This is a genomic window from Pseudomonas sp. CBS (assembly GCF_024734645.1).
Classification (GTDB): domain Bacteria; phylum Pseudomonadota; class Gammaproteobacteria; order Pseudomonadales; family Pseudomonadaceae; genus Aquipseudomonas.
Genome location: NZ_CP102929.1, coordinates 6,205,311 through 6,228,832, shown reverse-complemented (window position 1 = coordinate 6,228,832; position 23,522 = coordinate 6,205,311). Strand labels below are relative to the sequence as shown.

At 60.6% G+C, this 23,522-nt stretch carries 15 protein-coding genes, 1 other RNA gene and 1 pseudogene; 7 read left to right on the top strand and 10 right to left on the bottom strand.

Annotated elements, in window-relative coordinates:
- Positions 1–7 precede the first annotated feature (7 nt).
- Entirely contained in the window at positions 8–919 is a 912-nt protein-coding gene (locus tag NVB75_RS28410) for a DUF2167 domain-containing protein (protein WP_258344359.1), read from the top strand.
- A gap of 116 nt (positions 920–1,035) precedes the next feature.
- Here the strand turns inward: NVB75_RS28410 and NVB75_RS28405 are convergent, their stop codons facing one another.
- The 8 genes from NVB75_RS28405 to NVB75_RS28370 form a co-directional block, all read right to left on the bottom strand.
- A complete protein-coding gene (locus NVB75_RS28405; RefSeq protein WP_258344357.1) occupies positions 1,036–1,647 on the bottom strand; it encodes a hypothetical protein in 612 nt (203 codons plus the stop codon).
- Position 1,648: 1 nt separating this feature from the next.
- Positions 1,649–2,695 (bottom strand): N-acetylmuramidase family protein, encoded by a 1,047-nt coding sequence (locus NVB75_RS28400; RefSeq protein WP_258344355.1) that lies wholly within the window; start codon positions 2,693–2,695, stop codon positions 1,649–1,651.
- Between the two features lie 311 nt (positions 2,696–3,006).
- An RNA gene (gene ffs / locus NVB75_RS28395) (signal recognition particle sRNA small type) lies at positions 3,007–3,103 on the bottom strand.
- Between the two features lie 208 nt (positions 3,104–3,311).
- Positions 3,312–4,475: a putative zinc-binding metallopeptidase gene (locus NVB75_RS28390; RefSeq protein ID WP_258344353.1), complete on the bottom strand. Its 1,164-nt coding sequence runs from the start codon at positions 4,473–4,475 to the stop codon at positions 3,312–3,314.
- Positions 4,476–4,773: 298 nt separating this feature from the next.
- Positions 4,774–7,131 (bottom strand): NAD-dependent DNA ligase LigA, encoded by a 2,358-nt coding sequence (gene ligA, locus NVB75_RS28385; RefSeq protein WP_258344351.1) that lies wholly within the window; start codon positions 7,129–7,131, stop codon positions 4,774–4,776.
- Between the two features lie 87 nt (positions 7,132–7,218).
- Positions 7,219–8,070: a cell division protein ZipA gene (gene zipA, locus NVB75_RS28380; protein WP_076017196.1), complete on the bottom strand. Its 852-nt coding sequence runs from the start codon at positions 8,068–8,070 to the stop codon at positions 7,219–7,221.
- 259 nt (positions 8,071–8,329) lie between these two features.
- On the bottom strand, positions 8,330–11,818 hold the full coding sequence (smc, locus tag NVB75_RS28375; RefSeq protein ID WP_258344349.1) for a chromosome segregation protein SMC: 3,489 nt from the start codon (positions 11,816–11,818) through the stop codon (positions 8,330–8,332).
- A 2-nt stretch (positions 11,819–11,820) separates the two neighbouring features.
- Complete coding sequence (locus NVB75_RS28370) at positions 11,821–12,480, bottom strand: GntR family transcriptional regulator (RefSeq protein WP_258344347.1); 660 nt, start codon at positions 12,478–12,480, stop codon at positions 11,821–11,823.
- A gap of 280 nt (positions 12,481–12,760) precedes the next feature.
- On the opposite strand from NVB75_RS28370, the gene xdhA reads away from it, so the two are divergent.
- The 4 genes and pseudogenes from xdhA to guaD all read left to right on the top strand — a co-directional run bounded on the left by xdhA (position 12,761) and on the right by guaD (position 18,879).
- On the top strand, positions 12,761–14,209 hold the full coding sequence (xdhA, locus tag NVB75_RS28365; RefSeq protein WP_258344346.1) for a xanthine dehydrogenase small subunit: 1,449 nt from the start codon (positions 12,761–12,763) through the stop codon (positions 14,207–14,209).
- Positions 14,202–16,602, top strand: a pseudogene (gene xdhB, locus NVB75_RS28360) (xanthine dehydrogenase molybdopterin binding subunit). The gene xdhA and the pseudogene xdhB overlap by 8 nt, the downstream one beginning before the upstream one ends.
- 122 nt (positions 16,603–16,724) lie before the next feature.
- Complete coding sequence (gene xdhC / locus NVB75_RS28355; protein ID WP_258344344.1) at positions 16,725–17,567, top strand: xanthine dehydrogenase accessory protein XdhC; 843 nt, start codon at positions 16,725–16,727, stop codon at positions 17,565–17,567.
- A gap of 7 nt (positions 17,568–17,574) precedes the next feature.
- A complete protein-coding gene (gene guaD, locus NVB75_RS28350; protein WP_258344343.1) occupies positions 17,575–18,879 on the top strand; it encodes a guanine deaminase in 1,305 nt (434 codons plus the stop codon).
- Positions 18,880–19,017: 138 nt separating this feature from the next.
- Here the strand turns inward: guaD and NVB75_RS28345 are convergent, their stop codons facing one another.
- Positions 19,018–19,782, bottom strand: a complete 765-nt coding sequence (locus NVB75_RS28345) for a GntR family transcriptional regulator (RefSeq protein ID WP_017477154.1) — start codon at positions 19,780–19,782, stop codon at positions 19,018–19,020.
- Positions 19,783–20,111: 329 nt separating this feature from the next.
- Between NVB75_RS28345 and NVB75_RS28340 the strand changes: the two genes are divergently transcribed.
- Complete coding sequence (locus NVB75_RS28340; RefSeq protein ID WP_201142804.1) at positions 20,112–21,302, top strand: benzoate/H(+) symporter BenE family transporter; 1,191 nt, start codon at positions 20,112–20,114, stop codon at positions 21,300–21,302.
- 54 nt (positions 21,303–21,356) lie between these two features.
- Here NVB75_RS28340 and NVB75_RS28335 read toward each other — a convergent pair whose 3' ends face one another.
- Complete coding sequence (locus NVB75_RS28335; RefSeq protein ID WP_003219101.1) at positions 21,357–21,701, bottom strand: YggL family protein; 345 nt, start codon at positions 21,699–21,701, stop codon at positions 21,357–21,359.
- Between the two features lie 236 nt (positions 21,702–21,937).
- On the opposite strand from NVB75_RS28335, the gene dacB reads away from it, so the two are divergent.
- Entirely contained in the window at positions 21,938–23,398 is a 1,461-nt protein-coding gene (gene dacB, locus NVB75_RS28330) for a D-alanyl-D-alanine carboxypeptidase/D-alanyl-D-alanine-endopeptidase (RefSeq protein WP_258344341.1), read from the top strand.
- Positions 23,399–23,522 lie beyond the last annotated feature (124 nt).

Below are 23,522 nucleotides of genomic sequence, written 5' to 3'. Positions count from 1 at the left end.
GACTACCATGAATTACTTCCGCCTATTGCTGGCGGCGGCCGCCCTGAGCGTGCCCGTCGCGCCCGCCTTTGCTGCCGCCAAGCCTGCCCCCGTTGAAGCCGCTGCACCCGCCGAAGCGCCCGAAACCGCCGAACACTTTCTCGGTTCCCTGAAGCAGAAGACCGGTACCGTCACGCTGCCCGGCGGCATCGCAACCCTCAAGCTCAACGACGAGTTCTACTACCTCGACCCCACCGACACCGAGCGCCTGCTGACCGATGGCTGGGGCAATCCGCCGGGCTTCAAGACCCTGGGCATGATCGTGCCAAAAGCCGTCAGCCCATTATCGGAGCGCGGCTGGGGCGTGATCGTCAGCTACAAGGCCGACGGGCATATTTCTGACGAAGACGCTGCGAAAATCGACTACACCGAACTGCTCAAGCAAATGCAGGAAGAAGACGTCGAAGATAACAAAGAACGCCAGAAACAAGGCTACGCAGGCCTGCACCTGCTGGGCTGGGCCGAGCCGCCGCACTACGACGACACCACCCACAAGATGTACTGGGCCCGCGAACTGAAAGCCGACGACGCCAAGCAAACCACCCTCAACTACAGCATCCGCGTACTGGGCCGTGAAGGCGTGCTGGAACTCAACGCCGTCGCCGCCATGTCCGACCTGGCCACCATCAAGCAGGAGTTGCCCAAGGTCCTGGCCTTTACCAACTTCACCGATGGCAACCTGTACACCGACTTCAACCCGAAGACCGACAAACTCGCGACCTACGGCCTTGCCGCACTGGTTGCCGGCGGGATCGCGGCCAAGGCCGGGCTGTTTGCCAAGATCGGCATCTTCCTGCTGGCGGCGAAGAAATTCCTGGTGATCGGCGTCGTGGCGCTGTTCGCCGTTATCCGCAAGCTGTTCAACCGCAATAAGGCCTGAGTACTGAGAGAGGTAAGGCGGGACGCGGAGCGTCCCAGGCTGCATTCCCACGCAGAGCGAGGGAACGATCAAAAAAGCCGCGGCGTGCCTGGCACACCGCGGCGCGGGGAACAGCTTCAGCCTTTAGGGGCCAGCCTGGCGTACTGGTCGTGGCTGATCCAGCCCTTGGAAGAGCGGCCTTCGCCATTGATGAACTCGACCTGGGCCCAGCCATCCTTGAAGGCCAGCACCGCAACCACGTCGTCCTTGACCACGTAGGCACGGTGACTGGCCTTGGCGTCCGGAGTCTTCTGCAGGAAGGCCTTGTCGGCCGAAACGGTCACCAGGCCAATCCACTTCTTGGCAGCGGTCTGGGTCAGGTCCAGGCCGGTGGCGATTTCCGGCATCAGCACGCTGATGCAGCCGGGATGTTCGCGGCCCTTCTCCACCGTCAACGTCACGCCGTCCGAGGAAGCCGCAACGGTTCCCGGGTAAGCCGCATCCAGCCATGTGGACACCGACGCCTTCGCACCGTCGACCTTGCCCTGCAGGAAGAACGTGCACGTGCGGGTCACGCCCTCGCCCATCGCTTCAGCATAAAAACCTTCCACCTGATGCTCAGGCGTCACGGCCAGCATCAGTCCTTCGTACTTGCCCGAGTGCAGCGCAGCGGCAAACGCCGGCGTTCCCGCAGCAACACAAACGAAAGAGGCAACCAGCAATCGGGACAGGCAACGTTTGAACGGCATTCTATTTTTTCCCTTCAAGTGCTTCGTAGGCTTTTTTGATTCGATGGTCATAGTCGCCATAATCCTTGCCGTTATAGTTCAGCGCCATGGCGGCGTAATCCTTGTTCTTCATGGCCTTGACCAGCGCCGGGCTCTGACTGCAAAAACCGAGGAAGCCCTTGAGTTGATGCCCGGCATTAATCTTCATGGCCACGACAAACTCAAACACCGTTTTATAACCACATGCCGTGAAGTTGGACCCCATTATCTGAAACATACCCCAGGAGGCCGACTTCAAAGCCGCTTCCTGATCCAGCGCAAAGGCCGTGGCCATGGTTTCCCAGGCCTTGGTCTGGTCCTTGTTATTGGCCTTCCACTGAGGGCCGGCTTTTTTCACGTAGGGGTACGACAACAGCGGGTGGGTCTGATCGTATTTATGGTGGGTGTACTTGCGAAAGTGGTGCCCTTCAAAAGCGATCACCGGCAACTTGGCCGGCCCGAACCCGGAGCGCCCGCCCGACTCCACCGTGGCGAACGCCTTGATGATATTGACCGAAATCCCGCTACCCAACTGCGTGGCGGCGTTCTGGAAGTCGGTGTCCGTCAGCGTCGTACCGCCGTCGCACGTGGCCTGGAGCATCATCTGCCGGTTGCGCCGCTCGGCCTCGATCATCGCCCGCATGCGATCCAGGTAATGGTTGACCGTGGCCTGGACCATGTCGGAACTGGTGTTGCCGAACACATTCAGGAAGGTCGGAATACGCAGGGCCGGATTCGGCTTGACCGGCACCTTCACCGCCTCTTCGATCAGGCTATTGAAGGTGCGCCCGGTGGGGTCGATAACCCCGTCGGGATGGGCGTACTTGAGGTAGCGAAACTGATACTGGCTGATGCACTGCACCAACTGGCCGTCGCACTTGCCATTTTCGGCCAGGGGGAAACCCAACTTGGGAATGATCAAGTTGAACAGATACTGGATGCATTGAACGTCGGCGGGCAAGTTGCGGGCTTTGCCGGGAGCACCGACGGAAGCGCTGATGAGCGTGGGCAACCCTTGCAGGTTTTTCATGACCGACATCCTTGTTAGTTAGGGTGAATGAGCAATAAAGCGCCATCACTTTAATATCATCCATGCACTGTCGACATATTTTGAAATATGTGACTGGCGCAAACTAGCAAGGTGGTTTTGGGTTGTCCAGAGTGGAAGCTTGAAGTTGTGAGAGAGCCCTCACAGTCTTTCGCCGGTAACGATTACTTTCGGGCTTGTGAGCACTGAGCTGAAGGACGAACAGCAGAAATCGCTTCGCAGATGACGATTGTCAGCGAAGGGCTTCATAAAAGTATTTTTTTGAATCAAGGAAGGTGGCGTTATGGAGGCAACCCCACCAGCCACACCCCGGCACACAATGTTCCCGCTGTGGCTGCTGCCTTCCGGCTCTGACCAGGTTCACGGGTAATCGTTGCGGGGGGACCGATGGGGTCACCATAACGACGCTCGCCTCTCGGCAAGCCGCGCCATTGTACCGATCTCATCGGAAGTTACAACCGTTCGCGCGGGATTAAAAATATCTGATGGTTCAAGTACTTGCCTGCTGGAGTGAGCGTGCCCGCGAAGAGCCCAAAGAAGCTGCGTTCATTCAGGACAGACGCGTTATCGTTGACGACCTTCGCGAGCAAGCTTGCTCCTACAAAAGCACAACCTCATCTGCCCGGCCGCCCTCTTGCTGGATCACCAGGTGAATGAAGTGCAGCTTGGCAATCACCGCCGGCGGCAGGACGAACGGATAGAAATCCGGCTGGCCCATGCTGCGGGACAGTTCGTTGAGCATGCCGGCCAGTTCGATCCATGCGTTGACGAATGACAAGAACGCCGTGCCACCGGGATGTTCAGGGTCGTAGAGGGTGCTCAGGGGGAATGGTTGATAGTCCAGGTCCATCTCCCGGGCACTCATGCCGAAACCCAGCGCGGTGTCGACGGCGTCCATCATGTGCAGGTAATGCGCCCAGGTTTCCGCCCAGTCTTCCCACGGGTGCATGGTGGCGTAGGCGCTGACGCAGGTTTGCTGCCAGTCCGCGCGCGGGCCGTTCTGGTAGTGCTGTTCGAGGGCGTCGGCGTAGCTGGCGCGCTCGTCGCCGAACAGGGTGCGGAACGGTTCCAGCCAGTGGCTGTTGGCGATCAGGCGGTCCCAGTAGTAGTGGCCGACCTCATGGCGGAAGTGACCGAGCAAGGTGCGGTAAGGCTCGCGCATCTGTACGCGGATCTGCTCGCGATGAGCGTCATCGGCTTCCTTGATATCGAGGGTGATCAGGCCATTGGCGTGGCCGGTGGTGGGCGCGTTGCCTTCCAGGTCGATGCCGACGAAATCAAACGCAAGGCCGGTGTCTTCATCGGCCGTCTTGGGAATCACCTGCAAGCCCAGGCTGATGAGTTGAGCCACCAGGCGGCGCTTGGCGGTTTCGACCTTGCGCCAGCGTTCAGGGTTTTCAGGGATCGACAGATCAGGAATAGTGCGGTTCAGGCTGCACGCCACGCACAAGGTCTGGCCATTGTCGGCGGGCAGCAACCAGTTGCAGGCGGCTGGCGTGTCGAGGTTGGCGCAGCGGCGAAAGGCACCGGCTTCAGGGTCGGCGTCCAGCAGCCAGGTATCGGCATACGGGCCTGGCTGCAGGGATGACAGGCGACTCTGCTCCGGCTGATAGCCCAGCAGCGCCGAACAGGCCAGGCACTGGCTGTTGCGAAAGAACAGGGATTGCCCACAGCGACACTGCCAGACCTTGCTGTTGCGCGAGGTCTCGGCCATGAACGGTGCGGCAATACGCGAACTGAGTTGCTCGAAGAAGCGGTACATGGCGATCTCTCCGGGAGGCTTGCCAATACTAGAGCATTGCCCGAGAGAGATCGTTCCCACGCTCTGCGTGGGAATGCATTCAGTGACGCTCCGCGTTGCAACTTTAGAGCGGACGCAGAGCGTCCAGGGCAGCGTTCCCACGCAGAGCATGGGAACGATCATCAGACCGTGATGTTGTGCTGAGAGATCGTTCCCACGCTCCGCGTGGGAATGCATCCAGTGACGCTCCGCGTCGCAACTTTAGAGCGGACGCAGAGCGTCCAGGGCGCCGTTCCCACGCAGAGCGTGGGAACGATCATCAGACCGTGATGTTGTGCTTGGCCAAAAACGCCACGAACGCCTCTTCATCCAGCACTTTCAAACCCAGCTCAGTGGCCTTGGCCAACTTCGAACCGGCACCCGGCCCGGCCACCACACAATGGGTTTTCGCCGACACCGAGCCCGCCACCTTGGCACCGAGGCTTTCGAGTTTTTCCTTGGCGACATCGCGGCTCATCAGTTCCAGGGAGCCGGTGAGCACCCAGGTGTGACCCGCCTCGGGCAAGCCTTCGACGACCTTCTTCTCGCTCTGCCAGTGCATGCCGAAGTCCTTGAGCTGTTGCTCGATGGCCAGCGCACGATTGGCGTTTTCTTCGATGTCGAAGAAATCCCGGACGGCCTTGGCCTGCTTCTCCGGCAACGCCTGGCGCATGTCGAGCCAGTCGGCCTTGATCACGCCTTCGAGGGAGCCAAACTTGTCCGCCAGCTTCTGCGCAGCGCCCGGCCCTACAGACGGTACGTGCAGCTTGTCGAGCAAGCCGCCCAACGTGGTGCTGGCCGCGAACTCGGCGCTCAGGTCACCCTGCTCCTGCAACTCCAGGCCGCACTCGTCCTTCGAGATCAGGGCGCCAATCACATCCTGGTTATGACTGTCTTCAAAGAAACTGTGAATCTCGTGGGCCACTTCCAGGCCGACATCCGGCAAGTACGTCAACACTTCCGGCAACGCCTGCTGCACGCGCTCCAGGGAGGCCAGCGAGCGCGCCAGCACCTTGGCGGTCTCCTCACCCACATCGGGAATGCCGAGGGCGTAGATAAACCGTGCGAGGGTTGGCGTCTTGCTGTTTTCGATGGCGGTGATCAGCTTCTTGCTGGAGACATCGGCGAAACCTTCCAGGTCGATGATCTGATCGTACTTGAGCTTGTAGAGGTCAGCCGGCGAACCGATGAGTTTTTCATCCACCAGTTGCTCGATGGTCTTGTCGCCCAGGCCATCGATGTCCATGGCGCGGCGCGAGACGAAATGAATGATCGCCTGCTTGAGCTGCGCACCACAGGCCAGGCGCCCGACGCAGCGATACACCGCGCCTTCGCTGACGGTTTCCTTGCCCTTGCTGCGCTTGACCAGTTGCGTGCGCTCAACATGGGAGCCGCACACCGGGCAGCTCTCGGGGATCTGCACCGCACGGGCGTTTTCCGGGCGACGCTCGGTGACTACCGACACCACCTGGGGAATCACGTCACCGGCACGGCGGATGATCACGGTGTCGCCGATCATCAGGCCCAGGCGCGCCACTTCGTCCATGTTGTGCAAGGTGGCATTGGACACGGTCACACCCGCGACCTTGACGGGTTTCAAGCGCGCCACGGGCGTCACAGCGCCGGTGCGACCCACCTGGAATTCAACGTCCAGCAGTTCGGTCAGCTCTTCCATCGCCGGGAACTTGTGGGCGATTGCCCAACGCGGTTCGCGGGCGCGGAAGCCCAGTTCACGTTGGTAGGCAATGCTATTGACCTTGAACACCACACCGTCGATTTCATAAGGCAAAGCGTTGCGTCGCTCACCGATATCGCGGTAGTAGTCGAGGCAATCCTGAATCCCTTTTGCCAGCTTCAGCTCATGGCTGATGGGCATGCCCCACTTCTTCAGCTGTTGCAGATTGCCAATGTGGGTGTCGCTGATATCCGTGGTCACGCCGTAGCAGCAGAATTCCAGCGGACGGCTGGCGGTAATCTTCGAATCCAGCTGACGCAGGCTACCCGCCGCCGCGTTGCGCGGGTTGGCGAAGGTCTTGCCGCCGACTTCCAGTTGCGTGGCATTCAGCCGCTCGAAGCCGGCCTTGGACATGAACACTTCGCCGCGCACTTCGAGGGTCGCCGGCCAGCCCGTGCCGTGCAGCCTCAAAGGAATATTGCGCACGGTGCGCACGTTGACGCTGATGTCTTCACCGGTGGTGCCATCGCCGCGCGTGGCGCCACGTACCAGTTCACCGTCCTGATACAGCAGGCTGACCGCCAGGCCATCGAGCTTCGGCTCGCAGCTGTACTCCACCGCCGCGCCGCCGCCAAACAGGTCGCCCACCGGCAAGTCCAGGCCTTCAGTGACCCGGCGATCGAATTCAAGCATGGTGCTTTCATCGAAGGCGTTGCCGAGGCTGAGCATCGGGATTTCGTGGCGTACCTGAGTGAACGCAGACAATGCCGCACTGCCGACCCGCTGCGTCGGTGAATCACGGGTAACCAAATCCGGGTGCTCGGCCTCAAGCGCCTTGAGCTCGTGGAACAACCGGTCGTACTCGGCGTCCGGGATGCTCGGCTCGTCGAGGACGTGGTAACGGTAATTGTGCTGATCCAGTTCAGCGCGCAGTTCGAGGATGCGGGTGTGGGCGGCGGTCATGGGTGTTCTCTCATAAAGCAAAAGAGCAGCCGAAGCTGCTCAATATGTTAGTGCATGGATTCTACAGGCAACGCGTAAGCTTGGACCTTAGCGCTTCTGTGTCAGGGCGCGACGCTCGAACTCGACGATGCGCTGACGGTAGTGCTCGATGGTCTGGGCGGTCAGGACGCTGCGTTGATCGTCCTTGAGTTCGCCGTTGAGCTCCTGGGACAGCTTGCGGGCTGCGGCCACCATGACGTCGAACGCTTGTTTCGGGTGACGCGGGCCTGGCAAACCCAGGAAGAAGCTCACTGCCGGGGTGCTGAAATGGTCGATGTCGTCCAGATCGAAGATGCCCGGCTTGACCGCATTGGCCATGGAGAACAGGACTTCGCCGTTACCGGCCATGCTTTCGTGGCGGTGGAAAATATCCATCTCACCGAAACGCAGGCCGCTTTCCAGAATATTTTGCAGCAGGGCCGGGCCTTTGAAGCCGGCGGCGTCGCGGCAGATCACACTGATCACCAGCACCTCTTCGGCAGCCGGTTGATCCTTGACGGATTCTTTATGGGCGCTCTTGGTCGGGGACTCGTCCGGGAAGTCATCGTCACGGCTGCTGAAGCTCGGGCCTTCTTCCAGGTCCAGGTTCAGGTCACCCTGGGATGGCTCGCTGGCCGCGCTGCGCTTGCCGCGCTTGGGCTCGCGGGCTTCGCGCACCGGTGCGCTCATCGACGGCAGATCATGCTCGTCCAGTTGCGGCTCTTTATGGTTATCCAGGACACGTGGAGGCCCCAGCAGCTCGGCGCTGCCGTCGTCGTCCGGCAAATTGGACAGGTTGCGGTCCAGGCGAAATTTCAACTTGCCCTTGCCGCCACGCATCCGGCGCCAGCCATCAAAAAGAATACCGGCAATGACAATAATGCCGATGACGATCAGCCACTCGCGCAGACCGATTTCCATGTAATCCCGTGCCTCTAATAAAAAATGCTGAAAAATAAGGGGTTTAGCACCGTGCAAACCGCTTTAAAACGTGGCGCCAACTCTATGTTCTGAATGACGTTTTGCCCACGCATACGAAAATTTGACATTAAACTAGCACGACCAAAGATAACTTTACACCGTCTGTCAAAATGCCTTGAACAAATATGTCCATTTGCCACTTTTCCCAGACCGGTAAATCACCTTACGTCGTGCTGAAAATCCTCCTGCGAAGTGCGCCTCAGGATTCCACCAGCGCCATCGCCTCTTCGACATCCACCGCCACCAATCGCGAACAGCCCGGCTCATGCATCGTCACGCCCATCAACTGATCGGCCATTTCCATGGCGATCTTGTTGTGGGTGATATAGATGAACTGCACCGTCTGGGACATCTCTTTAACCAGTCGGGCATACCGTCCAACGTTAGCGTCATCCAGCGGAGCGTCAACTTCGTCGAGCATGCAGAACGGTGCCGGGTTCAACTTGAAGATCGCAAATACCAGAGCCAATGCCGTCAGTGCCTTCTCGCCACCAGACAGCAAATGGATGGTGCTGTTCTTCTTGCCCGGAGGCCGCGCCATGATCGTTACCCCTGTATCGAGTAGATCTTCGCCCGTCAGTTCCAAGTAAGCGCTGCCACCACCGAAAACTTTCGGGAATAACGCCTGTAAACCGCCATTAATCTGATCAAAGGTATCTTTGAAGCGATTACGGGTTTCCTTGTCGATCTTGCGGATCACGTTTTCCAGGGTGTCCAGGGCTTCCACCAGATCGGCGTTCTGCGCGTCCAGATAGCGCTTGCGCTCAGACTGCTGCTGGTACTCGTCGATGGCCGCGAGGTTGATCGCGCCGAGTCGTTGAATGCGTGCGGCAATCCGTTCAAGTTCTTCTTCGGCTTCTTTCTCGTTGGCCTCGGCGGTCAGGGTATTAAGCACGCCGTGCAGGTCGTAGCCGTCTTCCAGCAACTGGTCTTGCAGGGTTTTGCGGCGAACCGTCAGGGCCTGCCATTCCATGCGCTGCTGTTCGAGCTGGCCACGGATCAGTTGCGATTGCTGCTCGGCCTGGGTCCGGCGTTTTTCCGCGTCGCGCAGTTCGCGGTCGGCGTCCTCCAGGGCAATCTGTGCGGTCTTGAGTTCTTCGTCGACGGTCATGCGCTTGTCGAGCAACTCTTCAAGCTTCAGGCGCAGCTCTTCCAGCGGGGCTTCGCCCTCCTCCAGGTTGAGGCTCAGTTGCTCGCGCTTTTCGGTCAGGCGTTCGGACTGCATTTCCAGACGCTCAAGGGCCTGACGTGTGGAGTCGTGTTGCGCCCGCAGGGAGCCAAGGCGCACGGCCAGTTGATGGGCGTGGTCCTTGTGCTGGCGGGCTTCCTGACGCACTCGGTCGAGGCGTTCACGCAAGCTGTCGCGCTGGGCCAGCAGCAACTCGCGCTGCTCGGTGTCCAGGGCCATGCTGTCGAGGGCTTCCTGCAGTTGCAGGCGTGCTTCGCCGACTTGTTCGTGTTCAAGGGCGCGTTGCTCACCCATCTCGGCCACTTCTTCGTCGAGCCGGGTGCGGCGCAAGGTCAGTTGCTCGACCTTGGCCTTGCTCGCCGAGAGCTGGGCTTTCAATTCGCCTTGCTGGCGCGCTTCGTCCTGCAACAGCCGGCGCAGGTGTTCGCGGCCGGTCTCTTGCTGACGCTGGGTGGCGCGCAGGGTTTGCAGCTGGTTTTCCAGGGATTCGAGTGTGGCTTCGCGCTCTTCGCGCTCGGCGGTCAGGTTGACGATTTCCTGGCCACGGGCCAGAACGCCGCTTTCCGCTTCGCTGGCGCGACGCACCCGCAAAAAGTGCCGACCCACCCAAAAACCGTCACGGCTGATCAGACTTTGCCCGGCCGCCAATTGGCCGCGCTGGGCCAGGGCCTGCTCAAGACTGTCCACCGGTTTGACCTGACCAAGCCAGGGCGACAGATCAATCGCCGCCTCGACTTTGTCCAGCAAGCTGCCCGGCACGCGTGTGCCGTCTGCCGCCGGGCTGAGCAAACGCAGATCGCCCTGGGCGAAACCCGCCAGGTCGAAACCGCCAAAGTCATCCACCAACACGGCTTGCAGGTCGGCACCGAGCACGGTTTCCACCGCCAGCTCCCAACCGGCTTCGACCTTCAAGCCTTCGGCCAGGCGCGGGCGCTCGGCCAGGTGTTGATCGCGCAGCCATTCGGCCGTGCCGGTGCCCGGATCCAAAGCCGCTTGCTGCAAGGCTTCCAGGGAGGCCAATCGACCGTTAAGCCGCTGCAAATCCCCCTGGGCAGTTTGCTGCGCCTGGGTCGCCTGCTGCAGTTGCTGACGCAGTTGCTCCAGGCGTTCCACTTGTTGTTCTTCGCTGGCTTCCAGCTCTTCCAGGGTCATTTCGCTTTCGGCGAGTTTCTCGCTCAGCTCAAGGATCGCCGCGTCTTCCGGGTCGGCTGCGAGCAGCACGCGCTCTTCCACCAAACGCCGCTGACGCTCGGCCAGGCGCTCCATGCTGGTTTCCAGTTGCTGGATGCGCGACTGCTGCACCTCAGCCTGGCGGCGCGGCTCGGCGGATTGCAGGTTGAAGGTGTCCCACTGCTCCTGCCAGGCGTGCATGGTGGTTTCGGATTCTTCCAGGGCCGCAGCGGCTTCCTCGGCGGCAGCGCTGGTGACTTCCTGCTCGGGGGTGAGCATGTCCAGCTCCTCCCCGAGGGTCAGCAGCAAAGTACGGTCGTGGCCCAGGTGCGATTCGGTTTCCAGGCGCGCGCGTTCGGCTTCTTTCAAGTCGTCCTGCAACTGGCGCAAACGCTGCTGGCCGTGCTGGATGCTCTGCTCGACCCGGGCGATGTCGCCGCCCACCGAATAGAAGCGCCCCTGCACCAGATTGAAGCGCTCGGACAGGTCATGGTGACCGTCCCGCAGGCGCTCGATGCTGGCGTCGGCATTGCGCTGTTCAGCCACTAACGCTTCGAAGCTGATCTCCTGGGTGCCGATGATTGCTTCGCGCTGGCCCACCTGGTCATTCAACGCCTGCCAGCGCAGGGCCGACAGTTGCGCCTTGAGCTGACGCTCCTCGCCCTTGTATTCCTGATACTTCTCGGCCGCCTGGGCCTGGCGGTGCAGGCGCTCCAACTGGCGCTCCAGCTCTTCACGCAGGTCAGTCAGGCGGGCGAGGTTTTCATGGGTGCGACGGATACGGTTTTCGGTCTCGCGGCGGCGTTCCTTGTACTTGGAGATGCCGGCCGCTTCTTCGATAAAGTTACGCAGGTCTTCGGGCTTGGCTTCGATCAGCTTTGAGATCATGCCCTGCTCGATGATCGAGTAGCTGCGCGGGCCCAGGCCGGTGCCGAGGAAGATGTCGGTAATGTCCCGCCGGCGGCACTTGGTGCCGTTGAGGAAATAGCTGTTCTGGCTGTCGCGGGTCACTTTTCGGCGGATGGAAATTTCCGCGTAGGCCGCGTACTCGCCCACCAGGGTGCCGTCGGAGTTGTCGAACACCAGCTCGATACTGGCCTGGCTCACCGGCTTGCGGCTGGTGGAGCCGTTGAAGATGACGTCGGTCATCGACTCGCCACGCAGGTTTTTCGCGGAGCTCTCGCCCATCACCCAGCGTACGGCGTCGATGATGTTCGACTTGCCGCAGCCATTGGGCCCGACCACTGCCGCCATATTACTGGGGAAGTTCACCGTGGTCGGGTCGACGAAGGATTTGAACCCCGCCAGTTTGATGCACTTGAGCCGCACGCTTAGGCTTCCGCCAACGCAGCAATGACCAGCGAGCAACTGCGCTCGCCATAGGCCGAGAGTACCTGGCGAATCTGTGGCAGGTCACGGGCCAGCACGGCGGCGAGCAATTGCTCGAACAGCACCAGGTACTCGCTCATGGATGCCTTGCGTTGATCCAGCGCCAGGTAATAGGCACGGTTCATCGCCGGCTGCAGGTTCTCGACGGTTTCCTGCAAATACGGGTTGTTGGCGAACGGATAGGCGGCACGCATCACATTGAAGCTTTCTTCGACGAAGGCGCGGATGTCCTGGCGTTCGAAGCTGGCGATCAGGCGCTGCTGGATTTGCACGAACGGCGCCATGTCGGCCTGGGTCTGCCAGCCGGCGGCGACCGCATTGCCCAGCAGGATGTACAGCTCGCCCATCAGCGTGCACAGGCTCTGCACCTTGTGGGCCGTCAGCTCGGTGACATGGGCGCCACGGCGCGGCAGGATCGCGATCAAGTGCCGGCGCTCAAGGATCAGCAAGGCTTCGCGCACGGAGCCACGGCTGACATTGAGCGCCAGTGTGACCTTCTGCTCCTGGATCCGCTCCCCAGGCTTGAGGTCGCCGCGAATGATACGTTCGGCGAGGTGGTGAGCGATTTGCTCGGCAAGACTATCCGGCGCCTTGAACGTCATGTTTTCCCTTCAAAATCTTCTATCGGTACGAGCGCGGCAGTGTAGCGCACTTGCCCATTGATGGCGTACGGCCCACAAGCACGAATTTGGCATGAAATAAGCAGCCGTTAAAGTCCAGAAGCCCCCAAAAACGGCGGTTCCAGAGAACTGGACCATAATTAAGGATGTTGAGATCGCATTTTCTTGACCCTTAGGTCAGAAAATCGTTGACCGAAAAGTCAGACATGACTAGATTCGGCGCAAAGCGGTTAACAACAATAATGAGTCTGCGAGGCCTTCCGTGATCCAGTTTTTACTAAACCAGGAGCTCCGTAGCGAGCACGCCCTGGACCCGAACCTGACCGTGCTCAACTATTTGCGTGAGCACCTGGGCAAATCCGGCACCAAGGAAGGCTGCGCCAGCGGCGACTGTGGCGCCTGCACCGTGGTGGTCGGCGAGTTGCACACCGACGATCAGGGCGCCGAGCAGATTCGCTATCGCAGCCTCAACTCGTGCCTGACCTTTGTCTCGTCCCTGCACGGCAAGCAACTGATCAGCGTCGAAGACCTCAAGCACCAGGGCCAGCTTCACAGCGTGCAACAAGCCATGGTGGAGTGCCACGGCTCGCAATGCGGCTTCTGCACCCCGGGCTTTGTGATGTCGCTGTTCGCCCTGCAAAAGAACAGCGATGCACCCGACAGCCAGAAAGCCCACGAAGCCCTGGCCGGCAACCTCTGTCGCTGCACCGGTTATCGCCCGATTCTCGCCGCCGCCGAACAGGCCTGCTGCAACAAGCCCCAGGACCAGTTCGACAGTCGCCAGGCCGACACCATCGCCCGCCTGAAAGCCATCGCCCCGACGCAAACCGGTGAATTGAACAGCGGCGACAAACGCTGCCTGGTGCCGTTGACCGTCGCCGACCTGGCGGACCTTTACGACGCTTATCCACAAGCCCGGCTGTTGGCCGGTGGCACCGACCTGGCGCTGGAAGTCACCCAGTTCCACCGCACGCTGCCGGTGATGATCTACGTCGGCAATATCGAAGAAATGAAGCGCATCGAAAGCTTCGACGACCGCCTGGAAATCGGCGCCGCCACCTCACTCTCCGACTGCTACAGCGCACTCAACGACGAATACCCGGACTTCGGCGAATTGCTTCACCGCTTCGCCTCGTTGCAGATCCGCAACCAGGGGACCCTGGGCGGCAATATCGGCAACGCGTCGCCCATCGGTGATTCGCCGCCACTGCTGATCGCCCTCGGTGCGCAGATCGTACTGTGCAAAGGCAACACCCGCCGCACCCTGGCGTTGGAAGATTACTTTATCGACTACCGCGTCACTGCCCGCCAGGACAGCGAATTCATCGAAAAAATCCTCGTGCCCAAAGGCGTCCCGCTGTTCCGTGCCTATAAGGTTTCCAAACGTCTGGACGATGACATTTCCGCCGTCTGCGCCGCCTTCAACCTGAAGATAGATAACGGCGTGATCGCCGATGCCCGCGTGGCGTTCGGTGGCATGGCCGCTACCCCAAAACGCGCGAAAAGCTGCGAAGCCGTGCTGAACGGCGCCACCTGGAACTCCGCCACCGTGGAAAAAGCCTGCGCCGCGCTGGCCGAAGATTTCACCCCGCTGTCGGACTTCCGCGCCAGCAAGGAATACCGCCTGCTCAGCGCACAAAACCTGCTGCGCAAATACTTCATCGAACTGCAAACGCCGCACATCGAGACTCGGGTGACCGCTTATGTCTAACCATCATGCCGTGGAAAAATCCGCAGGCCGAACTCGCCGAACTGTTTGCCAAGGACCTGACCAGCGGCGTCGGTCGCAGCGTCAAGCATGACAGCGCTGCCAAACACGTCTCGGGCGAGGCGCAGTACATCGATGACCGCCTGGAATTTCCGAACCAGTTGCACCTGTACGCACGCATGTCGGACCGCGCCCACGCAAAAATCCTCAGCATCGACACCGCGCCCTGCTACGCCTTTGAGGGTGTGCGCATCGTCATCACCCACGAAGACGTGCCGGGCCTGAAAGACATCGGCCCGCTGATGCCCGGCGACCCGTTACTGGCCATCGACACCGTGCAGTTCGTCGGCCAGGTGGTGCTGGCCGTCGCCGCCCGCGACCTGGAAACCGCGCGCAAAGCCGCCATGGCTGCCGTGATCGAATACGAAGACCTGGAGCCGATGCTGGACGTGGTCGAGGCGTTTCGCAAAAAACACTTCGTGCTGGACAGCCACACCCATCAACGCGGTGATTCGGCGGGGGCGCTGGCGACCGCCAAAAACCGTATCCAGGGCACCCTGCACATCGGCGGCCAGGAACACTTCTACCTGGAAACTCAGATCTCTTCAGTGATGCCCACTGAAGACGGCGGCATGATTGTGTATTGCTCCACGCAAAACCCCACCGAAGTGCAGAAGCTGGTGGCCGAAGTACTCGACGTGTCGATGAACAAAATCGTGGTCGACATGCGCCGCATGGGCGGTGGTTTTGGCGGCAAGGAAACCCAGGCCGCCAGCCCGGCATGCCTGTGCGCCGTGGTCGCACGCCTCACCGGCCAGCCAACCAAGATGCGCCTGCCACGGGTCGAAGACATCCTGATGACCGGCAAGCGCCACCCGTTCTATATCGAATACGACGTGGGCTTCGACGACAGCGGCCGGCTGCACGGTATCAACCTGGATCTGGCGGGCAACTGCGGCTGCTCGCCGGACCTGTCGAACTCGATTGTCGACCGCGCAATGTTCCACTCCGACAACTCGTATTACCTGGGCGACGCCACCGTCAACGGCCACCGCTGCAAGACCAACACCGCGTCCAACACGGCTTACCGTGGTTTCGGCGGCCCACAAGGCATGGTCGCCATCGAAGAAGTGATGGACGCGATTGCCCGGCACCTGGCCCTCGACCCGCTGGCCGTGCGCAAGGCCAACTACTACGGCAAGACCGAGCGCAACGTCACCCACTACTACCAGACCGTCGAGCACAACATGCTCGAAGAGATGACCGCCGAACTGGAACACAGCAGCCAGTATTTCGAGCGCCGCGAAGCGATCCGTCGCTATAACGCCAACAGCCCGATCCTGAAAAAAGGCCTGGCGCTGACGCCGGTGAAATTCGGGATTTCCTTCACCGCCAGTTTCCTCAACCAGGCCGGTGCGCTGATCCACATCTACACCGACGGCAGCATCCACCTGAACCACGGCGGCACCGAAATGGGCCAGGGGTTGAACATCAAGGTTGCGCAGGTGGTGGCCGAGATCTTCCAGGTGGAAATCGACCGCGTACAGATCACCGCCACCAACACCGACAAGGTGCCCAACACCTCGCCGACGGCGGCTTCCAGCGGTGCCGACCTGAACGGTAAGGCCGCGCAGAATGCCGCCGAAACCATCAAGCAGCGCCTGGTGGAATTTGCCGCGCGCAAGTATGAAGTCAGCGAGGCCGACGTTGAATTCCACAACGGGCATGTGCGGGTTCGCGATCACATCCTGACGTTTGAAGCGTTGATCCAGCAGGCGTATTTCGCCCAGGTGTCGCTGTCGAGCACCGGTTTCTACAAGACCCCGAAAATCTTCTACGACCGCAGCCAGGCGCGTGGCCGACCGTTCTACTACTTCGCGTTCGGCGCGGCCTGTTGCGAAGTGATCGTCGACACGCTGACCGGCGAATACAAAATGCTGCGCACCGACATCCTGCACGACGTGGGCGCCTCGCTGAACCCGGCCATCGACATCGGCCAGGTGGAAGGCGGCTTCATCCAGGGCATGGGCTGGCTGACCATGGAAGAGCTGGTCTGGAATAACAAAGGCAAGCTGATGACCAACGGTCCGGCCAGCTACAAGATCCCGGCGGTCGCCGACATGCCGCTGGACCTGCGGGTGAAGCTGGTGGAAAACCGCAAGAACCCGGAAGACACGGTGTTCCATTCCAAGGCCGTGGGCGAGCCGCCATTCATGCTCGGTATTGCCTCGTGGTGTGCGATCAAGGATGCCGTGGCGAGCCTGGGTGACTATCGTCATCAGCCGAAGATTGATGCACCGGCGACGCCGGAAAGGGTGTTGTGGGGATGTGAGCAGATGCGTCAGTTGACCGCCGCAAAAGCTGTGGAAACGGAAACCGAGTTGGCTTCGCTCTAGACCGAGGCGCTGCCTTCGCGAGCAAGCCCGCTCCCACATTTGAATGTGTTCACAAATCAAAATGTGGGAGCGGGCTTGCTCGCGAAGGCGGCCGGACTGACAACAGAGATGTTGAGGTAAACATGAACAACTGGATCAGCGCCCTCGCCGACCTGCAGAACCAGGGTGAACCCTGCGTGCTGGTGACCATCATCGAAGAGCTCGGCTCCACGCCGCGCAATGCCGGCTCGAAGATGGTCATCAGTGCCGCCCAGACGTTCGACACCATCGGTGGCGGGCACCTGGAATACAAGGCGATGCAGATCGCCCGGGACATGCTTGTACGCGGCCAGCAGAACACCCACCTGGAGCGCTTCAGCCTCGGCGCCAGCCTGGGGCAGTGCTGTGGCGGCGTGACGGTGTTGTTGTTTGAACCGATGGGCCAGGTGCAGGCGCACATCGCGGTGTTCGGCGCCGGCCATGTGGGCCGTGCGCTGGTGCCGTTGCTGGCCAGCCTGCCATGCCGGGTGCGCTGGATCGATTCCCGGGAACAGGAATTCCCGGAACACATCCCCCAAGGCGTGCGTAAAATCGTCAGCGAAGAGCCGGTGGATGAAATTGACCACTTGCCTGTGGGCAGTTACTGCATCGTCATGACCCACAACCATGCACTGGACCTGGAGCTGACCGCCGCCCTGCTCAAGCGCAATGACTTCACCTACTTCGGCCTGATCGGTTCGAAGACCAAGCGCGTCAAGTTTGAACACCGCCTGCGGGATCGCGGTTTCGACACCGCGCACCTGCAACGCATGCATTGCCCGATGGGGTTGACTGAGGTCAAAGGCAAACTGCCTGTGGAAATTGCCATCTCCATCGCCGGCGAAATCATCGCCACCTATAACGCCAATTTCGGCCAGCACACTGCGAGCGCCGAACCCATTGCCAAACTGCTGCCGGTATCCCGCCGCAGCCAAGCGACTAACTGAGACGACCATGCCTTTGACACGCAAAGCCTACCGTGCCGCCATTTTGCACAGCATCGCCGACCCTGCCGAAGTGGGGATCGAAGCCTCCTACGAGTATTTCGAAGACGGCCTGCTGGTGATCGACAACGGCCAGATCAGCGCCCTGGGTCACGCCAGCGAATTGCTCGCCAGCCTGCCCGCCGACATCGAGGTCACCCATTACCAGGACGCGCTGATCACCCCCGGCCTGATCGACACTCACATTCACTTGCCGCAAACCGGCATGGTCGGTGCCTACGGCGAGCAGTTGCTGGACTGGCTCAATACCTACACCTTCCCGTGTGAAAGCCAGTTCGCCGACAAGGCCCACGCCGAAGAAGTCGCGGATATTTTCATCAAGGAACTGCTGCGCAACGGCACCACCACCGCCCTGGTATTCGGCAGCGTGCACCCGCAGTCGGTGAACTCGTTTTTTGAAGCGGCCGAGAAACTCGACCTGCGGATGATCGCCGGCAAGGTGATGATGGACCGCAACGCGCCGGACTATTTGACCGACACCGCTGAATCCGGCTACGCGGAGAGCAAGGCGCTGATAGAGCGCTGGCACGGCAAGGGCCGTTTGCACTACGCGGTCACGCCACGTTTCGCACCGACCAGTACGCCTGAACAACTGACCCTCGCCGGCCAGTTGCTGGGGGAATACCCGGACCTGTACATGCAGACCCACATCAGTGAAAACCTGCAGGAAGTGGAATGGGTGAAAGAACTGTTCCCGGAGCGCAAGGGCTACCTGGACGTGTACGACCATTACAAACTGCTGGGTGAACGCTCGGTGTTCGCCCACGGTGTGCACCTGTGCGATGACGAGTGCGCGCGGTTGGCAGAAGCCGGTTCGGCAGTCGCGTTCTGCCCGACGTCGAACTTCTTCCTGGGCAGCGGGTTGTTCAACCTGCCGATGGCCGAGAAGCACAAGCTGAATGTAGGCCTGGGTACGGATGTCGGCGGTGGCACCAGCTTCTCGCTGCTGCAGACACTGAACGAAGCGTACAAGGTGATGCAACTGCAAGGGGCGCGCTTGAGTCCGTTCAAGTCGTTGTACCTGGCGACCCTGGGCGGTGCGCGGGCACTGCGGTTGGAAGACAAGATCGGCACATTGCAGCCGGGCACTGATGCCGACTTCCTGGTCCTGGATTACAACGCCACCCCGCTGCTCAGCTATCGCCTGAAGCAGGCCAATAACATTGCCGAGACGTTGTTTGTATTGATGACGCTGGGGGATGACCGGGCGGTGTTGCAGACGTACGCGGCGGGGCAGCTCGTGCACCAACGCTGATTTAACAAGCACCACAAAACAAATGTGGGAGCGGGCTTGCTCGCGAAGGCGGTGTGTCAGTCGCTGGATGTGCTGACTGATCCACCGCTTTCGCGAGCAAGCCCGCTCCCACATTTTGTGAGTGGTGAGCCTGGCAAATTACAGTTTGACCGAAGAGCGCCCCGGCTTCTTGGTCTGCAACAAATGCGAGAACACCGCATGCAGATCATCAGAAGCGCTCTCCTCATCGAGGTTGAGCTTGCTGTCGATGTGATCCATGTGATGCATCATCAGGTTCACCGCCAGACCCGCATCCCGCGCTTCGATCGCGTCGATCAGTTGGGTGTGCTCATCGTAGGAGCAGTGCGAGCGGTTGCCGCTTTCGTACTGGGCGATGATCAACGAAGTCTGGGACACCAGGCTGCGCTGGAAGCTGATCAGCGGGGCGTTCTTCGCCGCTTCGGCCAGTTTCAGGTGGAACTCGCCGGAAAGCCGGATACCCGCACCGCGATCGCCCCGGGAGAAGCTGTCGCGCTCGTCGTTGACCATCTGCCGCAGCTCGGCCAGTTGCTCGGCCGTGGCATGCTGTACCGCCAACTCAGTGATCGCACGCTCCACCAGACGCCGGGCGAGGAACACCTGGCGGGCTTCCTCGACACTCGGGCTGGCCACTACCGCGCCGCGATTGGGCCGCAGCAGTACCACGCCTTCATGGGCCAGGCGCGACAGTGCGCGGCGGATGATGGTGCGGCTGACGCCAAAGATTTCGCCCAGCGCTTCTTCACTCAATTTGGTACCGGGCGCCAGGCGTTGCTCGAGGATCGCCTCGAAGATATGCGCGTAGACGATATCGTCCTGGGTTCCACTGCGACCGGCCTTACCGGCTCGCGGTTGTTTCTTGAGGGGCTGCAACTGTTCGTTCATGGGCACTCGGGTCGGGAGAACGGCGGCGAATTGACGTTGACTGTAATACGGCACAGAGGGTCGCTGGCAAGTATCGCGTAAAATCAGCGCACATTGTACACAACCCGTTGCGCCAACACACTGTACGGCTGTTTGCGGCGCCGGCTGTATTGCAATGAATCGTTACGTTTGAGTTTAGGCTTGATTCCGCACTTTCTCCTTTGTAGGAGCGAGCTTGCTCGCGAAAAACGTATAAGCACCGCATTCAGTCAGGATGCCAGCGTCATCGTTAACGACCTTCGCGAGCAAGCTCGCTCCTACAGACAGCCCGGTAAAAGGAACACCGCCCCATGTCCGACGCCCCCCAAGCGCGATTACGCCCACTGGCCGACACTTCGCCTTCGGCCATCGTCGCCGGTTTCATCGCCATGATGACCGGCTACACCAGCTCCCTGGTACTGATGTTTCAAGCTGGCCAAGCCGCCGGCCTGACCACGGCGCAAATTTCCTCGTGGATCTGGGCGATTTCCATCGGCATGGCGGTGTGCAGCATTGGCCTATCCCTGCGCTATCGCACGCCGATCACCATCGCCTGGTCCACCCCGGGGGCGGCGCTGTTGATCACCAGCCTGGGCGGTGTGAGTTACGGCGAAGCCATCGGCGCCTACATCACCTGTGCGGTGCTGGTGACGATCTGCGGGTTGACCGGCAGCTTCGAAAAACTCGTCAGGCGCATCCCGGCGTCCCTGGCGGCGGCCTTGCTGGCGGGCATTCTGTTCAAGATCGGCAGCGAGATTTTCGTCGCCGCACAGCACCGTACCGGGTTGGTGCTGGGGATGTTCTTCACTTACCTGGTCATCAAGCGCCTGTCGCCGCGTTATGCCGTGCTCGCGGCATTGCTGATCGGCACGGCGCTGTCCGGGCTGATGGGGCTGCTGGATTTCAGCGGTTTCCACCTGGAAGTGGCAACCCCGGTGTGGACCACACCGCACTTCTCCCTGGCGGCGACCATCAGCATCGGCATCCCGCTGTTCGTGGTGGCCATGACCTCGCAAAACATGCCGGGGGTCGCCGTGCTGCGGGCCGACGGCTATAACGTGCCGGCTTCACCCTTGATCACCACCACCGGCCTGGCCTCGCTGGTGCTGGCGCCGTTCGGCTCCCATGGCATCAACCTGGCAGCCATCAGCGCGGCGATCTGCACCGGGCCCCATGCCCATGAGGATCGCAACAAGCGCTATACCGCCGCGGTCTGGTGCGGGATTTTCTACGGGATTGCCGGGGTGTTTGGCGCGACGTTGGCGGCGTTGTTCGCTGCGTTACCCAAGGAACTGGTGCTGTCGATTGCGGCATTGGCGTTGTTTGGCTCGATCATCAATGGCCTGAGCATCGCCATGAATGAGCCCAAGGAACGGGAGGCAGCGTTGATCACCTTCATGGTCACAGCGTCGGGGTTGACGTTGTTTTCCATCGGTTCGGCGTTCTGGGGGATTGTCGCGGGGGTGTTGACGCTGGTGATTCTGAACTGGCGCAAGGCCTGATTCTTTAGACCCAGTAACGAAAAAGCGACCCGGGCGGGTCGCTTTTTCATGACATCAGACTGCCGGGTTGATCGGCTTTTCTGGATGCCAAGCGTCCAACAGGGCGCTGACTTCAACGCGGGTCAGCTCTGGACGAGCCTTCAGCCACGCTTCAACAGCGGCACGCTGTTCTTCGTTGACCGAACCACGGGTGGCTTTGCAAACCAGACCGAAGTCATCACCGCCGACGTAGTCCAGGCCATTGCCGTCCATTGCTTCAGTCAGGAATGCTTCGAGGAAAGCGTCAACCGCTTCATCGTCCAAACCTTCTTTGAAGTCCAGGTTCAGTTCGAAACCCAGCTCTTGAAATTCATCAACGCACAGTTTTTTGCGCAGACGCCGGGAACGGTTAGTCGCCATTGGAACAATCCTCTTAAGTAATAACGGGCGGCACTTTAGCAGTTTAAGCAGGCCTTTGCCCGATTCTCTGGGACAGGCGGCACAGTGCCAGTAAAAAAAACCGCCAATTGCAGCTATCGTTCAGGCACAAGTGCGACTGCCTTGGGGCATAATGCCGACACTTTCATGACCATTGAGGGATTTTTCGTACATACCCCTCACCTTTTTTACCCCTCAGCAGTAGGGTTTTAATTCTTATGATCAAATCTTTGCGTCCATTGTTACTGGCCGGTTTTCTTCTCCCCCTGGCCTTTTCCGTTACCGCTGCCCCGATCAACACTTCCTTGCCACCCAAGGTCCAGGAAGCCCTCCAGAAAGCCAAGCTGCAAAATAACGCGCTGTCCCTGGTGATGATTCCACTCAATGGCCCGGGCACACCCACCGTGTTCAACGCCGACGTGTCGGTCAACCCGGCCTCCACCATGAAGCTGGTCACCACCTACGCGGCCCTGGAAATGCTCGGCCCCAACCATCAGTGGAAAACCGAGTTCTACACCGACGGCACCCTCAGCGGCGGCATCCTGAACGGTAACCTGTACCTCAAGGGCGGCGGCGACCCCAAGCTGAACATGGAAAAACTCTGGCTGCTGATGCGCGACCTGCGGGCCAATGGCGTGCAGCAAGTGACCGGCGACCTGGTACTGGACCGTGGCTTCTTCATCCCGCCGCAACTGCCGGAGTTCAATGACGACGGCAACGACGAGAACAAGCCGTTCCTGGTCAAGCCCGACGCCCTGATGGTCAACCTCAAGGCGCTGCGCTTCGTCACCCGCAATGATTCGGGCAAGGTGCTGGTATCGGTAGAGCCGCCGATTGCGAGCATTCGCATCGAAAATCAGGTCAAGGTCTCCAACGCCAAGCAGTGCACCGGGGACGTGCGCTACAGCCCGATGACCGCCGCCGATGGCAGCGTCACCGTGACCGTCAGCGGCCAGTTGGCGGATGGCTGCAGCTCGCAGACGTATCTGTCACTGCTGGACCACGCTACCTACACCGCCGGCGCCGTTCGGGCGATCTGGAAAGAACTGGGCGGCAGTATCCAGGGCCGCGACATCCAGGCGCCGGTACCGAAGAACGCCAAAGTGCTGGCCCGTGCGTTCTCACCGGACCTGGCGGAAATCATCCGCGACATCAACAAATACAGTAACAACACCATGGCCCAGCAGCTGTTCCTGAGCCTGGGCGCGCAGTACCGCACCGATGCCGACGGCGATGACGCCAAGGCGGCCCAGCGCGTGGTGCGCCAGTGGCTGGCGAAAAAGGGCATCACTGCACCACACCTGGTGATGGAAAACGGTTCCGGTTTGTCCCGTGCCGAGCGGGTCAGCGCCCGCGAAATGGCAACCATGCTGCAAGCAGCATGGCGAAGCCCGTATTCAGCGGAATTTATCAGCTCGTTGCCGATTGCCGGTACCGACGGCACCATGCGTAAACGCCTGAAGACCACGGCCATACGCGGCGAAGCCCACGTCAAGACCGGCACTCTGAACACCGTGCGCGCAATTGCCGGGTTCAGCCGCGACAACAATGGCAATACCTGGGCGGTGGTGGCGATTCTCAACGATACAAAACCGTGGGGTGCCTCTTCGGTGCTGGACCAGGTGCTGCTGGACCTGTATCGCCAGCCGAAACTGGCGGCGGCGGCCTCGGTGCTCTAACGGCAACAAAGATCAAATGTGGGAGCTGTCGAGCTTTAGCGAGGCTGCGATAGGATCACCGCGGTGTACCTGGTGCACCGCGGCGCCTGCATCGCAGCCTCGCTAAAGCTCGACAGCTCCCACG